13 protein-coding genes are annotated in these 13,736 nt (G+C 52.6%); 4 read left to right on the top strand and 9 right to left on the bottom strand.

Going from position 1 to position 13,736, the window contains the following annotated elements; translation table 11 throughout:
* Window positions 1-317 precede the first annotated feature (317 nt).
* The 5 genes from DFP94_RS13005 to DFP94_RS12985 all read right to left on the bottom strand — a co-directional run bounded on the left by DFP94_RS13005 (window position 318) and on the right by DFP94_RS12985 (window position 6,941).
* Window positions 318-1,175 carry a MurR/RpiR family transcriptional regulator gene (locus tag DFP94_RS13005; RefSeq protein ID WP_114496903.1) on the bottom strand — a complete coding sequence of 286 codons (858 nt, stop codon included), beginning with the start codon at window positions 1,173-1,175 and terminating at the stop codon, window positions 318-320.
* A gap of 69 nt (window positions 1,176-1,244) precedes the next feature.
* A complete protein-coding gene (locus DFP94_RS13000; RefSeq protein ID WP_114496902.1) occupies window positions 1,245-1,952 on the bottom strand; it encodes a hypothetical protein in 708 nt (235 codons plus the stop codon).
* Between the two features lie 30 nt (window positions 1,953-1,982).
* Window positions 1,983-4,127, bottom strand: coding sequence for a hydantoinase/oxoprolinase family protein (locus DFP94_RS12995; protein WP_114496901.1), 2,145 nt, complete (start codon window positions 4,125-4,127; stop codon window positions 1,983-1,985).
* Between the two features lie 44 nt (window positions 4,128-4,171).
* Window positions 4,172-5,467, bottom strand: a complete 1,296-nt coding sequence (locus tag DFP94_RS12990; RefSeq protein WP_114496900.1) for a citrate transporter — start codon at window positions 5,465-5,467, stop codon at window positions 4,172-4,174.
* A 124-nt stretch (window positions 5,468-5,591) separates the two neighbouring features.
* Window positions 5,592-6,941 (bottom strand): FAD-dependent oxidoreductase, encoded by a 1,350-nt coding sequence (locus DFP94_RS12985; protein ID WP_114496899.1) that lies wholly within the window; start codon window positions 6,939-6,941, stop codon window positions 5,592-5,594.
* Between the two features lie 224 nt (window positions 6,942-7,165).
* Between DFP94_RS12985 and DFP94_RS12980 the strand changes: the two genes are divergently transcribed.
* On the top strand, window positions 7,166-7,870 hold the full coding sequence (locus DFP94_RS12980) for an N-acetylmannosamine-6-phosphate 2-epimerase (protein WP_114496898.1): 705 nt from the start codon (window positions 7,166-7,168) through the stop codon (window positions 7,868-7,870).
* Window positions 7,867-8,805 (top strand): ROK family protein, encoded by a 939-nt coding sequence (locus DFP94_RS12975; protein ID WP_114496897.1) that lies wholly within the window; start codon window positions 7,867-7,869, stop codon window positions 8,803-8,805. The genes DFP94_RS12980 and DFP94_RS12975 overlap by 4 nt, the downstream gene beginning before the upstream one ends.
* Before the next feature lie 149 nt (window positions 8,806-8,954).
* On the opposite strand, the gene DFP94_RS12970 is transcribed toward DFP94_RS12975, so the two are convergent.
* Both DFP94_RS12970 and DFP94_RS12965 read right to left on the bottom strand, forming a co-directional pair.
* Window positions 8,955-9,887, bottom strand: coding sequence for a copper amine oxidase N-terminal domain-containing protein (locus DFP94_RS12970; RefSeq protein ID WP_245954798.1), 933 nt, complete (start codon window positions 9,885-9,887; stop codon window positions 8,955-8,957).
* A 142-nt stretch (window positions 9,888-10,029) separates the two neighbouring features.
* Entirely contained in the window at window positions 10,030-11,832 is a 1,803-nt protein-coding gene (locus tag DFP94_RS12965) for a M3 family oligoendopeptidase (protein WP_114496896.1), read from the bottom strand.
* 141 nt (window positions 11,833-11,973) lie between these two features.
* Between DFP94_RS12965 and DFP94_RS12960 the strand changes: the two genes are divergently transcribed.
* The gene (locus tag DFP94_RS12960; RefSeq protein ID WP_114496895.1) at window positions 11,974-12,147 is read left to right on the top strand and encodes a YycC family protein; all 174 of its coding nucleotides are present in this window, start codon (window positions 11,974-11,976) and stop codon (window positions 12,145-12,147) included.
* Window positions 12,144-12,377 carry a hypothetical protein gene (locus DFP94_RS12955; RefSeq protein ID WP_114496894.1) on the top strand — a complete coding sequence of 78 codons (234 nt, stop codon included), beginning with the start codon at window positions 12,144-12,146 and terminating at the stop codon, window positions 12,375-12,377. The genes DFP94_RS12960 and DFP94_RS12955 overlap by 4 nt, the downstream gene beginning before the upstream one ends.
* 21 nt (window positions 12,378-12,398) lie before the next feature.
* Here DFP94_RS12955 and DFP94_RS12950 read toward each other — a convergent pair whose 3' ends face one another.
* Complete coding sequence (locus DFP94_RS12950) at window positions 12,399-13,097, bottom strand: DUF2225 domain-containing protein (protein WP_181873140.1); 699 nt, start codon at window positions 13,095-13,097, stop codon at window positions 12,399-12,401.
* Between the two features lie 41 nt (window positions 13,098-13,138).
* Window positions 13,139-13,522: a globin domain-containing protein gene (locus tag DFP94_RS12945; RefSeq protein ID WP_114496892.1), complete on the bottom strand. Its 384-nt coding sequence runs from the start codon at window positions 13,520-13,522 to the stop codon at window positions 13,139-13,141.
* Between the last annotated feature and the right edge of the window lie 214 nt (window positions 13,523-13,736).

Here is a 13,736-nt window from a genome sequence, read left to right as displayed (position 1 = left end):
TATACAACAAAAATGGTTATTTATTACTATACAAAATATTACTTCATTCCCTTCCTATGCCAAAATTCAACATATTCCCTGTTCTTTCGACATACAGTTAATTAACTTTTATTCCAGCACATGATCCTTTACCGCAAAAATCCCCTGATTAACTCGCCGATATTCCCGGTCGGGTGAAGACAGATTTTGATACTTGTCCGCCAAGAACGAGATGCGTTCTTCCATCGATCTGGCTAGTTCAGAGATGACGACTATGACGGACATACACTAAAAAAAGCGGCTTGCCTCCTTAGGCAAACCGCTTTTTTGATTGGCTATCAATAATACTCCGTCACCGAAGGACGGCTGGAGATAATGCCCTCGCTGTCCAGCTTCTTCTTCAGATAAGATTTATCCGAGGATATAAGCAGGCTAGTGACGGCATCCACCACAAACAGAAATGTAATGTGATTCGACATCATCGCGCTGTTGCTGACGGACATTTTGTCCGGTACGATGATATTCGTTTCCGCGGCCTCGGTGACCGGCGAAGAGTCATAACAGGTGATGGCCACCGTCTTCGCCTGGTTCATCTGCGCCGTGGAAACCGCATCGATGATTTCCGGCGTCGCCCCGGAGCGGGTAAACGCGATGACAATGTCTTCCGCCGTGGCTTGGGACGCCGCGATTTTCATCGCCCGGCTGTCGTTGCTGGCCTCGGCGTTGATACCGATCAGCGTCAGACGGTTCTTCAAGGCCATGGCCGGTAAGAAGGAATCGAAGATGCCGAATATATGAATGCGCCTGGCCTTCTTCAGCATTTCCGCCACGTTCAGCAGCGCATCCTCGGAAACCATAGCCGACGTGTTGACGACCAGTTCGTTGTAATCGAGGGCCAGTCCGTCGATGGGCGTAATTTCGCGGCGTTCTTTTTTCCGTGTCTGCATTTCCCGGTAAAACGTATCCTGGGCAATGGCGATCTTGAAATCGTTAAAGCCCTTGAAGCCGATCTTCTTGCAAAACCGGTTGATACTTGTTTCCGATACGCCGATTTCATTGGCAAGCGCCGTAATCGTATGTTGGCTGATGAACTCAGAATTGTGAATCACGAATTGAGCGATCTGGTTTTCACCATAAGTAAACTTTTGCTTAAGCGAAATGATCTTTGCAATCACCGCGGGTACTTGCGAAGCCATGATATGTCCTCCTGCATTTGCGAAAAAGCGTTTTCTACAAACGATCTTACGCAATAAACGATTTACTTATTATAGCATATGGAGTCCATTCTCGCTCAAAATTGTTTTCCACTTTTTCACATTTTCCGCAAACTGCTCCATTTTCATATGGCCTGTCTGCATCAGGTAAATATTATCCAGCAAGCTCGGTAAATAAGGCAAGCCAAGAAGTTCTTTGCAAAAGGCGTGCGCCGCGATTTCGCTACTCTGCAGAATCGTTGCCGTTCTGCGGAAGGGACCAATTTTCAGACACTCCACCGGATCCAGCAATTCATTCGTAAATTGCCCGCCGCGATACTCCAGCAAGTGATAGTACTCATGCGCCAGATGGATGTCCACGATCCTGTCGAAGGTAACGGGGCCAAGCGCTCCCTCCGCAGCCTCAGCCGCTATGTGAAGCTGGCGCATGGATTCCCGGTATACGGTAATCTTCGGCACCTTTCCGCTCCAGTCCAGCTGGGCACGGAGCGCGACCTTGAAAGCGCCCGTACCCGCCGACGCCGCAAGGTTAAACTTCACGCCCGCTTGATCAAGAAGCTCCCGGATATCCCGGCCCTTCAGCCGGACTGCGGCTTCTCTCCCCATGTCCAATGACCGGGATATATAATATCCGTACTTATCGGGCGCGATTTTATGAAAAACCGGGTCCCGTTCCAGCTCGGCCATAGCCAATACCTCATCGTTAAGACCCAAACCGCGGATCTCGAAGACCTGTTCCTTGTTCCGTGCCCCCGTCATCGTTAACCATCAGCCTCCTTCCGCTCCAGGCTATTGATACGCTACCGCAAGCCAAACTTCCTCCTCGCCCAGCATTTCCGTCTCCATATCCAGGATGGACAACAGTTGCTCCTTCGTCTGCATTCCGGTCAGATCAAGCATTTTTTCCCGGAAGAATATGAATACCTTTGGAATTGTCGCATTTGCATCCGAATAAATCGTGTGGTCATCCAGGAAAGCCACAAAGGCATCCTGCCGCTGCTTCTTGGCAAACTGGCCGTAATGAACCCCGGCCTGCTTGAACCGGACCACGCCCTCCCTGTCAACCACGCTGACGGAAGTGCGCTTCTTCTTCAGTAAGCCGAAGAAGGATTTGCGAATTTCTTCGCTGGCGAACAAATTCCAGCGGCCTGTTTGGGCAGCCAGGACCATCGATTCGAACGGCGCGTCCACAGAGCTCGCCGCGATGCGCCGCATTTCCTCTTCCGTCAGCGCCGCCTGTCCAAGATCCTTGGATCGGAGCTCTGTCGAGCCGGTAGCGATCGCTCGCAAAATGTTCTTCTGATTATCGATCTCGATCATGATTTCTACGGTCTCTTCGCTCGCGCCGGACTGGACGATCTTATCCATCACATCGCTGCGGATCCGCTTGATATCCGCCTCGGTCGGGTTGATGACCGTCCGTTCGATCTGCTCCTTGACCATAGCCAGGGCTACCCCGATCGTCGAGATATACGGCGCATTCTTGGCGATCTGCCATTTCATCCGCTCTTTCTCGGCCATGGCAGGGATCAGGACGGCTCCGCTGCCGCCTCCGCCGACCAGTGTGACGAAAGAACGGTCCAACTCGTAATCGGCAATCATCTCATTAACCGTCTTCATTGTCTTCTCGATGGCGATGTCCATCACCTGGCGGGCCGCCGACTCTCCGGACATTCCCAGATGCGCGCCCAAAGCGTTCCATGCCAATTCAGCGCTTTCCTTCCCGGCATACGCATAGTCCCCTTCCGGCACGTAGCCGAGCAAGTTGGCTGCCCCCGCCAGCGTAAAGGAAAACTCCCCGCCGCTGCCCCCCCGGGCAATCGCGTATTCGGGGGCGTCTCCTTCACGCGGGCTGATGAACAGAACCTGCGCATTCTTCAATTCTCCCGGATCGGCGAAGCATTCATAGGCCTTCCCGGCGATATGAGCACTCCGCGGGCCGACGTCGACGATCTTGCCGCCCGCCACCCGAATCATACTTCCGCCTGCTATACCCAAGGTCCGGACATCCAGAGACTGCAAGTAGGTACGGTGTCCCCCGACCTGCGCGTTCTGGATCATGACCTTGCCGTTCTTGATGACCGAGATATCCACGCTCGTTCCGCCGACTTCAAAAAAGATGCCATCGGATATTTTCTCGTACATCAGCGCTCCCGCCACGCCGGCAGCCAGCCCCGACAGCATCGTCAAAATCGGGCGCTTCCGCACCTCGTCGATGCTCATTACTCCGCCGTCGCAGCGCATGATCATCAACTGCGAGGAGATGTTCGCGTTCTTGACCGACTTCTCGGTCATGTTAGCCGTCTCCATCATCTTGGGAATCAGACTGGCGTTAATAACCGCCGTCCGGGTCCGCGTCCGCAGGCCGTACAGCTGGGAAATTTCGTGCCCGCCGGTCGCGAACACGCTGCGCCGGTTTGCCGCTTCGACGACGCGCAACTCACTTGCCGGATCATCCACGCTGTAAGCCTCCGAAGCGACGATCACCTCCGCCCCTTGGGCAAGCAAATCCTGCAATCCCTGCTCCACGGCTTCATCCTTCAAATTTTTGGAATCCATGTACGTATGGTAGGTCTGCAGGTTTTTGCCTGGCGCGAGTTCGATCTGCCCCGGGTTGGACTCGCTGCGCGCGCTCAATCCGTCCATCCCCGCCCCCATGCCGAGGATGCCGACTCTGGCGACATCCCCTTCTAGCAAAGCGTTGGTCGCCTGCGTCGTCCCGTGGGCTATAAAAGCAACATCCTCAGGAGCGATCCCCTTACTCTCCAAGATACTTTGCAGGATCTGTACAATTCCTTTTGCCACGCCATCCTCATCATGATGGGTGGTAGGAATCTTCATTTTTTCGATGATCTCAAACGTTTCATTATCCAACACGACCGCATCCGTAAACGTACCGCCGACATCAATGCCAACCCTTACTTTTTGACCCATTTCATAGCTCCCTCCTATCTCTCTATATCTACTGCGTCCTTATTTTAAAAAACTGCGAGCGCGCCCCACACCATGGAGATCAACACGGCTGCAACCATCCAAGGCAGAGTCCGCTTCAAAATTTCGTTAATGTCACTCTTCGTGAAATCGGCCACCCAAACGTTGTGAGAGTTGGTCGGATCGGAAACGGCCTGCACATTGCTGACTACCCGAAGCGCCAGCATAGCCGCGATCGGCGTCATGCCCGCCCCTACGAACAATGCGGCGATCCCGCTTCCCAGGCCCCACACGTTAAGCGGACCGCGGTAAATCGCCAGCGGCGACAAAATAGTAAAGAACAGGATGTACATCAGCGGGCTGTTCGGCAGCACGGATTCGATCACCGGCGAAATAATCGCCGTAACCTGAGGCGCCATAACCGCGTTGACCAGCATACCGATCCCGATCATCAGCCCCAAGGCTCCGGCCACATCCTGAATCCCCTCCACCAGGGAGCTGGAAAGTACATGTACCGGACGCTTCGGCCAAGACAGCAGCAACGTGGCAACCGCACCGATGATGACGGCAGGCACGATGTCCATTTTAAAGGCAAAAACCATAATTACAGGAACCAATGGGCTGATCAGAGCGATTGTCGGCACTTTTCGACCTTCCGGGGTCGGAGAAGTAGCCGGCATTGCCCATGCCTTGCGTCCGCGTCCATCGCGGCGGGCATAAAACACGATCATGATCATACTGATTACAATAAGCGGCAACGCGGCGATCAGTGTATAGTCGGCGACGGTGGAAACCGGCAGACCCATGACATCGACGTAAACCGCCCAGTTGGAAACGTTGAACAGCACCCCGACGCCTACGGAAGTCAGCAGAACGACGGAGGCCAGAAATTGACTAATGCCGGCGGTCAGCATAATCGGGATAATGATCGTCCCTACGAGAATAACCATTCCGAGACCGCTTGCCGCGGAAAAAATCACCGACGCCGTAACGAAGAACAGCAGCGCGATCAGCACCGGTTTGTCGCCGGCCAGCTCGGCGGCTTTGCGGATAATGGACTTGGTGATCCCGACTTTATTCAGGATCTGACCGAACCAGGCGCCGAAGATCAGCCCAGCGATCGCCGTGGACAGCCGCATGGACCCTTGGGCAAGAATCGTCCCGCTCAGCGTAGCCGTATCGGGAGTACTGGAAGACCATGGCACGCCCGCAATTATCGCAAACAGAATTGCCATACTTGGCAGCGCCAGAATCGTCGGAAGCTTCCGAGTCATCATGAGCGCCGAAAAAATAAGAAATACGACTAAAATGCCAATTGCCTGTACCCACATCATTGAACTCATGGTTCAATCCCCTTTACCATTCAAATTAAAAACCGTATAAGTTGAATTCCATATAGGGGCAGCCATGCGAATGTTTGTAGCTCCTCCATTCGCACACTTACCTATTTGTTATTTCTAGTTCAACTTAAACCTCCAGGTACGCGCCTTGCTTCTTCAATTCGCTTTGCACCCGGGTCACGTCAACCTGCTGAACATCCAGGTTCTGCAGTGCCGCCTGTGCGGCGGCAACCCCGCCGGCATGCCCGATGGCGCCGGTGGTCGGCGTTGTTCTGACGGCTGCCTGGGCCTCGAAAGTGGCGGACAGACAGCGGCCGATGACGATGACATTTTTGAGCGTAGGCGTAATCAGGCAACGGTACGGAATGCTGTACATGCCGCCCCATTCCAGCTTCTCATGCTTCGTCCCTTCGCCGTCGGGACTATGGATGTCGATCGGATAACCCGAATGGGCGATCGTATCCTCGAACTTCGTCTGCGACAGAATATCTTTCGCCGTTAGCGTATATAGGCCGATAATTTGCCGTGAGCCGCGCACGCCGATCGCAGGGCCGGTGGATTCCACGATAGCGTTTTCAAAACCCGGAACGTATTTTTTCATGAAACGCTCCAATTCCCTGCATTGCTTACGCCCTTCCGTCTCGGCCCGGCTAAGGCTCCACGCATCCGTACCGTCATGCCCGAGAATCCGCGTCGTGTTCATGATCACCTCGCCCGGTGTATTCGTTTCGAAGAAGAGAATATCCTCCCGCGGAATGGAAATCTCGCCGTTCTCCTTCGCTTTCTTGAACAGGCTGACGAAGCCTGCGGTCGATAGCCGCGGAGCTTTCTCGATGATCGAGGTGTCTCCATGGTAGAGCGGAAAATCCTCCGGATGGGCATGGATATAAGCCTTCACTTTGGGAATATCGACATTAATCATCTTCATCTTCAAGGTCATCGGCTGGGTCGCCCCATCGCTTTCGCGTCCTTTCGTGAAGGCCGCTCCCGCACGAACGGACAGGTCGCCGTCCCCCGTACCGTCGATGAAGACTTTGGCGGACAGCTTGCTTAACCCGGACTTGTTGCAAACCGTAATCCCGGTAACCCGCTGGTCCTCTGTATGCACCTCAGCCAGCATCGTGTGGTACAGAATCTGTCCTCCGTTCTCCAGGATCATGGATTCCAGTTCTACCTTCATAGCCTCGGCATCGAACGGAGTCACAGAGTACGTAAATCCGACCGTATCAAAAATATGCCCCGGCGATTTGCCGATCCCTTTCAACCTTTCGATCAGTTCGTCCGTAAATCCCTGAATAGCCTGTTTCTCCCCGGCATGAAAAGTCATCATCGGGCCGACTCCATTGGCGGTCAAGGTGCCGCCCAGATAGCCTTGCGACTCCACGATCAGCGTCTTCGCGCCTGATTTGGCAGCCGCTACTGCGGCCATCGTACCGGAAATGCCTCCGCCCATCACTATGACGTCAAACGACTCCATCTTGGCAATTCCTCCTTAGTATGTGGTTTGCTGTTTCTTGAGTTCTAAAGTAGCAGAATCTAATCGACTTGTAAATGGTAATGTTTATTTTTTTCTAAATATCCGTTAAATTAGAAAATAATTTTCTTTACATGTTAGATTTATGATTTTATACTATGAAACATAAATTGTATCCGCTTTATATTTTTGAAGACTATATTTATTAAAGGAGCCAGAAAGGGAATATGGAGAAACTACTGGAACAGTTGAAAGGACAGCTGATCGTATCCTGTCAGGCTTATCCCGGGGAATCACTGTACGGAAGCCATATCATGACGGCCATGGCGAATGCCGCCAAGGACGGAGGAGCTGCGGCCATCCGGGCCAATTCACCGCAGGATGTGGCTGCTATTAAAGAAGGCTGCGGATTGCCGGTCATCGGCATCTGGAAGCGGAACTATGTCGGTTCGGACGTTTATATAACGCCCAGCCTTTCCGATGCGGAGGCGCTGTTTGCAGTCGGCGCCGATATCGTCGCCGTGGATGCTACCGGGCGGGTGCGGCCTAATGGAGAGACGCTGGAAGCGTTGGTGTCCGGCGTCCGGAAGCAGCCCGGCAGGTTACTGATGGCCGACGTCTCGACCTTGGAGGAAGGAATCGCCGCGGAGGCGCTGGGATTTGATCTGATCTCCACGACCTTGTCCGGCTATACCCCTTACAGTCCGCAGAGCGAAGCACCGGACTTCCGGTTGCTGACGGAGCTGGCCGCCGCCGTGCAGGTTCCGGTCATCGCCGAGGGACGGATTCAGGACCCGGAGCAGGCCGCCGAGGCGTTGCGGGCGGGTGCCTTCGCCGTCGTCGTCGGAACGGTGATTACCCGTCCGCACACGGTGACGGGACATTTCGTCCGCGCCATCCGGGGTGCCGAGTCAGCCGGTAATGTCCGATGAACCGGATACGCGGCGCCATCGGCATCGATCTCGGCGGCACCGGCATCAAATCCGCGTTAGTCAGCGCGGACGGCAGCGTCCGGCACTTCCGCACCGTACCGACGGAGGCCTCCCGGGGCAGGGATGCCCTCCTCGCCAAGCTGTCCGGCATCATCGGGGAGCACCGCCGGACAGCTGAACAGGAGGGGTTGCAACTCCTTGGCATAGGCATCGGAACCGCCGGTTCGGTCGATCGCTCCGGTACAATTTCCTATGCCACGGAGCATCTGCCCGGCTGGACAGGAACTCCGCTAAAGCAGCTGCTGGAGCGAGAGGCCGGGCTTCCGGTCACCGTGATGAACGATGTCCATGCCATCGCGCTGGGTGAACAATGGAATGGGGCAGCTCAGGGCATTTCCGATTTCGCTTGCGTTGCTATCGGTACGGGAATTGGGGGATGTATCGTCAAGGACGGTACGATCGAAGGGGGAGATGACGGTTATGCCGGAGGCTTCGGCCACCATATCGTCGCCATAGGCGGCCTTCCATGCAGTTGCGGCAATCGCGGCTGCTGGGAGAACTACGCTTCCGTGTCCGGGCTTAAAAACCTGATGCTCGAGCATGAAGCTCCGGATCCTTGGGTTCAGGATCCGAAGCAGCTGTTCGCAGCGGCCCGCGGCGGGGATGTGGCGGCCCTTAACCTTGTCGGCCTGTATGCGGAAGTCATCGCAATCGGCCTCGCCAATCTGGCGCATATTCTTAACTCCCGCCGGTTTCTCCTCGCGGGAGCCATTACCGCCCAGGGCGATTTCCTGTTGGACAGAATCGGCGAGCAACTGCGCCGCAACGTCATGCCCGTCTACTGGGGCGACGGGATCCTCCTGCATGCCGCCGCGTTAGGTGAGCATGCGGGCGTTACCGGTGCGGCGTCTACCGTGACGGGAATGAGAAATTAATGGAGTAAAATTATCAGTCCTCAGGGCTTCCCGCTTTCGCAGCAGGAAGCCCTGAGGACTTTCTTTGTGTTCAGGGATTCATTTCACCGACACTTAAAAAGCCGTCAAAAGATTCCTTGCCGGACATCTGACATTTATTATGTTGTAAGTTATTTTTCATAAACCACCACAGAGCTGGATTCCGCTTCCCATTTCACCTCTGCGCCGAGAGTTTCACTCACAAACCGGGCCGGGACAAGCGTAATGCCGTTTACGATCTTTGCGGGAGCTTCCAGCTGTCTTTTCTCGCCGTTGACAAACGCAGTTTTGCTGCCAAGCTCCAGCTTAACGGTAATGCCTTCCTTCGTAATCATAATCGTTTTGTCATTTTTGTTCCAGATTACTTCCGCTTGAAGCGCTTCTGCAATTGTTCTGAACGGAACCAGCGTGCTGCCCTCTTGCACAACCGGAGATACCATCAAGTCGGACTCTTCTCCGTTTACAAACAGCTTCACCCCATGTTTACCGAGCTTTTTATAGTATCTGCCCAACTTTTTGTAACCTTCCAGGTTTTTCACGTTCGCTTTGATCGCTTCCTTCTGAACATAGACCGCATCGGTTACGCTCCCCTGCTGGTCCAGCAGTTCTGCGGCTTCGGACAATGCGGCATCTGCCTCGACGATGGCTTCAAGCTCGATTCTCGTCTCCTCCGTCAAATGCGCGTCATATTTACTTAACAGAATCTCGGCAATAACAGCGCCGGCAGGTTTATCCTTCACATTTTCAATCGCATGTAAAAGCCCCTTATAACCTTGAGGTCCACGGTTATTATATGTATATGTAGCGTCGGTTACGGCATCTTTTTCATTTGTTTTGTTTTGCTTTTCATTTTCGGAGTTATTGTTATTCGAATTCCCTGTTTCAGGTTTGTCTTTCTCCGGTTTCCCGCTTACCGGATTACCACCGGTTTTGCTTTGTCCCGAAGCTTCCGTTTTTTTGTCCGCTTTATTCCCCTTGTCATCATTTTTAGCCAATGCCGCACCGCTCATCAAGCTCATGGCCAGTATACAGGACAAAGCGATTACTCCCATTTTTTTCATCATAATCTGCCTCCTTCTTTTGTCTTAAATTCATTATCGGAATTTTGTTGATTGCATTTAGTTACAAAATATGGAATCGCCAATCGCCAAAAAAACTGCCCCTCTTTCAGGAACATCCCTGAGAGGGGCAGTCATCAACGAATTATTATTGGGTCAAATCCAGAAACTGCTTCACATCGTCCACCACAACGGACATGGCTCCACGCCAGAAATCCGGTTTCGTCAAATCCACGTTCAAATGTTTAGCCGCCAGTTCTTCCACGGTCATCCGGCCGGTATCCATCAGCAGCGCATCATATTTGTCGGCAAACCCTGCGCCCTCGCGCACGGCAAGCGCATAGATGCCGGTACTGAACATGTATCCGAACGTATAAGGGAAGTTATAGAAGGGAACTTCCGTAATATAGAAATGCAATTTGGAAGCCCAGAAGTGAGGATGGTATCCGCCCAAGGCGCCCTGGAACGCTTCCCGCTGCGCTTCTTCCATGAGACTGCACAGTTCCGCAGCGTCCAGCATTCCTTGCTTCCGTTTCTCATAGAAACGGGTTTCAAACAAGAATCGGGCATGAATATTCATGAAGAATGCGATGCCGCTTTGGATTTTGTCCGCGAGTAAGTTGATTTTTTCCTCTTCGCTGGATGCATTCCGTACCAGTGCGTCGGCCACGATCATTTCCGCAAAAGTGGACGCCGTTTCGGCTACGTTCATGGCATAGCCCTGATTAAATTCCGGCAATTCATCCATTAAGTATTGATGATAGGCATGCCCAAGCTCGTGAGCGAGCGTCGCCATGTTTGAAACGGTTCCTCCGAACGTCATGAAGATCCGGGTCTCTTTGCTAACCGTGAGCGAAGTACAGAATCCGCCCGGTCGCTTGCCGGGACGGTCTTCCGCCTCAATCCAGCGGCGGTTAAAGGCTTTCACGGCAAAATCCGCAAGCTTCGGACTGAAATTGCCGAACTGGTTAACGATTTCTTTCGCGGCCTCGTCATACGTGATTTTCCCCGTTACCTCACCTAACGGAGCATCCACATCGCTCCAGTTTAACTTTTCAACGCCGCGAAGCTTCGCTTTCCGTTCCAGGTAGGAAACAAAAAACGGCTTGTTTTCTTCAATCACTTGCCACATCGTGTCCAAGGTTTGTCGAGACATCCGGTTAATTTCCAAAGGTTCCTTCAACACGTCATCCCATCCGCGTTTCTCATACAGCTTCAACCGGAATCCGGCCAGCCGGTTCAAGGTGTCACTGCTGTAATCGGCGACCTTCCCCCACGCCTCTTCCCATTTGGCAAAAGTCGCCTCCCGGACCTTCGGGTTCGGGTCATCCAGTTTGTTGGCGGCCTGGCCTACGGACAGAATCGTAGTTTCACCCTTATCATCGGTGAACGGAACGCCCACCTTCGCAACAATCGTATCGTAATGCTGCCCCCAGCCATGATAGCCTTCCACGGCAAGGTCGGATGCCAGGCTCTCCAGTTCGGGAGACAACAATTCCTTGGCGGCATGGCGCTTTTCGCTCAATACAAACGAAATCGGGGACACTTCAGGCCGAGCCATCCATGCTTCCCATATGGAATCTTCCGTCATTCGAAGCACGTTTTGGAACAAGGTCAGCACGTTATCAAGCGCAGCCCGCAGTGTCGTCACTTTAGCTGTAAGCTGTACCGCTTTTTTGTCGTGCTGATCCTGTGCCGTCAAACATTCCACGAAAGCACCGGCCTCACTGACACGACTCAAGACACTCTGCAGCCCCTGAATAATTTCATCAAAACTCTTCGTTTCCTCCAAATTGACTGGTGCCAAAGCCTTACGCAGCTTCTCGTTCAATCCGGAGAGATCCTCCCCCAGTTGGCCAAGAAAGGTTTGAAACGCCTCGGAAGAAGAACCTCCCGCAAAAATAGATTCGAGCTCCCAAGTCGGTGTGATCGGATTAGTTAATTGTTCCATGCTATTTTCATCCTTTCTGGTCCGCCGTATTGATACCGGGCGGAATAAAAGTGTATAACTATAAGTACATGTTCGCCCCATTGTTGATGTTCAAATAACACGAATTCATTGCCATGCAAAACATTAGGAGGGGATTTATTTATGAAGCCGCTGCAAATCTCGCCGGAAACCGCAATTAAGCTGGCCGCCGAGCTGAACGTGCCGATCGAGCGCCTCATGCATATGCCGCAACATATATTACTGCAAAAAATCGCCGAACTGGCCAAGCAGGAAGCGGAAAACCAACACCCGGGCAAAGATGATCGGTCATCGTGATTCCTTTTGAAAAGACGCTGCCTTACGATATCATCATGGGGGATGTGTATGTACAGGAATGCCCGTTCTGCGGAAAGAATAATATCCTGCTCCCAATCAAGCCACGGGATATCACCAATGCCCACGAAGGAATCAAAAAGCTGCTGGTATTTCCCTGCTGCGGAAACAAAGTTACGATTCTGGACAGCGACGCGGACTATTTGCTGACGGACACCACATTACGAAAGTAAAATTTCAAACAGCGGGGTTAATTAACCCCGCATCTCTTCAGTCAGTTCCAGGCCCTCGTTCAGCATCTCCTCGCGCAACAAAGCCCATTGTTCTCTGCAAGCCCGAATCATAGCCGCGTCCATAATCTTCTTATCGTTAATAACGCGGGAGAACCATTTGACCGCATCGTTATTTTCCCCGATCCGGCGGTGAAGTTCGCCGATCAGATACATAAGCCGGGCATCGCTGCCCTGCATGTCCTCATTTTCAAATACACGAACATAAGAGTCCAGGGAATATTTTAGAAACCGCTGCTCTTGTTCCCGGTTTTCCTGATACCGGTACAACCAGGCGATATGGTGAAGCAGGCTTGCTACGATCTTTTCCTTTTCACCAATCGTTTGAGCACATAGCAAGGCCAGTTTGTACGCCTCGAGAGCCGTCTCCCAATCCCGGTGTCCGCCGTAATCGCGCCGGATTATTTTTTTGCCGATCTCTTCCTGGAACCGGGTCCGCTGCAAATCGCTCAGCTTGGGATTAAAATTCTCTGTCGAAGCGTAGCCGCAGGATGGGCAAATCCGTACCACATAATAATCAGGATTTTCCATGCGATAATACCCGCAAAAGTCCGTATCCGTCCGAACGGCCCGTTTAAAGCTTGGACGCACACGGGAGGTTGAAAACGTGTCTTCACAATTGCTGCATGTCACCTTGATCTGGTATAGGGGTTCTAATTCCACTAAACTTACTTCCTTTCGTATTCTTCTAAAATAAGCACACGTTATTCCTGGGTTGTATTGACGAAATGAAAAGCCGGACCCGACAATCGTTGAAGTACCGCATCTCGCAGTTGCTCCTCCACTCCGACCTCCTCCAAAGCTGCACGCATGCATCCCAGCCAAGCCTCCGCCCGTTCCGGGGTAACCGGGAAAGGAAGGTGACGCGCTCGCATCATAGGATGGCCGTGGGCATCCGAATATAAAGAAGGTCCTCCGAAAAATTGACTTAAAAACATAAATTGTTTTTCCAACACCGGGGTAATGTCTTCAGGAAAAAGCGGCCCTAAAAGCGGATTCTCCTGAACTTTCGGATAAAAAGCTTCCACCAATCGCCGGATGGTCCCTGCTCCACCCAAATTATCGTAAATGCTTAAACTTGGATTCAATGGTATCTCCATCCTTTATCGGTAGTTCGAAGCAAATAAATAACTGTACCTTATTATACCAAACTTGAGCCAAAAAAAAATAAAAGCCCCGAAACGGAGCTTCTACATGTAAATGACCTCTTGTGAGCAAAGGAATGCCTAATAGCTGCGCCAATCCTCTTCACCGGAATGGACTAGAGAGGCGCGAATGACGTATACAAAAGCGCATACGAGA

The sequence above is a fragment of the Fontibacillus phaseoli genome, assembly GCF_003337355.1.
In the GTDB taxonomy this organism is placed as follows: domain Bacteria; phylum Bacillota; class Bacilli; order Paenibacillales; family Paenibacillaceae; genus Fontibacillus; species Fontibacillus phaseoli.
Note: the sequence above shows the minus strand (reverse complement) of the source record. Positions and strands in the feature narration are given on the sequence as shown.

Bases quoted from the DNA above. Each gene is read 5' to 3' on its own strand.
- DFP94_RS12990 (WP_114496900.1), bottom strand. From the start codon at position 5,467: ATGAGTTCAATGATGTGGGTACAGGCAATTGGCATTTTAGTCGTATTT.
- DFP94_RS13005 (WP_114496903.1), bottom strand. From the start codon at position 1,175: ATGGCTTCGCAAGTACCCGCGGTGATTGCAAAGATCATTTCGCTTAAG.
- DFP94_RS12975 (WP_114496897.1), top strand. From the start codon at position 7,867: ATGAACCGGATACGCGGCGCCATCGGCATCGATCTCGGCGGCACCGGC.
- DFP94_RS12995 (WP_114496901.1), bottom strand. From the start codon at position 4,127: ATGGGTCAAAAAGTAAGGGTTGGCATTGATGTCGGCGGTACGTTTACG.
- DFP94_RS12985 (WP_114496899.1), bottom strand. From the start codon at position 6,941: ATGGAGTCGTTTGACGTCATAGTGATGGGCGGAGGCATTTCCGGTACG.
- DFP94_RS12960 (WP_114496895.1), top strand. From the start codon at position 11,974: ATGAAGCCGCTGCAAATCTCGCCGGAAACCGCAATTAAGCTGGCCGCC.
- DFP94_RS13000 (WP_114496902.1), bottom strand. From the start codon at position 1,952: ATGACGGGGGCACGGAACAAGGAACAGGTCTTCGAGATCCGCGGTTTG.
- DFP94_RS12980 (WP_114496898.1), top strand. From the start codon at position 7,166: ATGGAGAAACTACTGGAACAGTTGAAAGGACAGCTGATCGTATCCTGT.
- DFP94_RS12965 (WP_114496896.1), bottom strand. From the start codon at position 11,832: ATGGAACAATTAACTAATCCGATCACACCGACTTGGGAGCTCGAATCT.
- DFP94_RS12970 (WP_245954798.1), bottom strand. From the start codon at position 9,887: ATGATGAAAAAAATGGGAGTAATCGCTTTGTCCTGTATACTGGCCATG.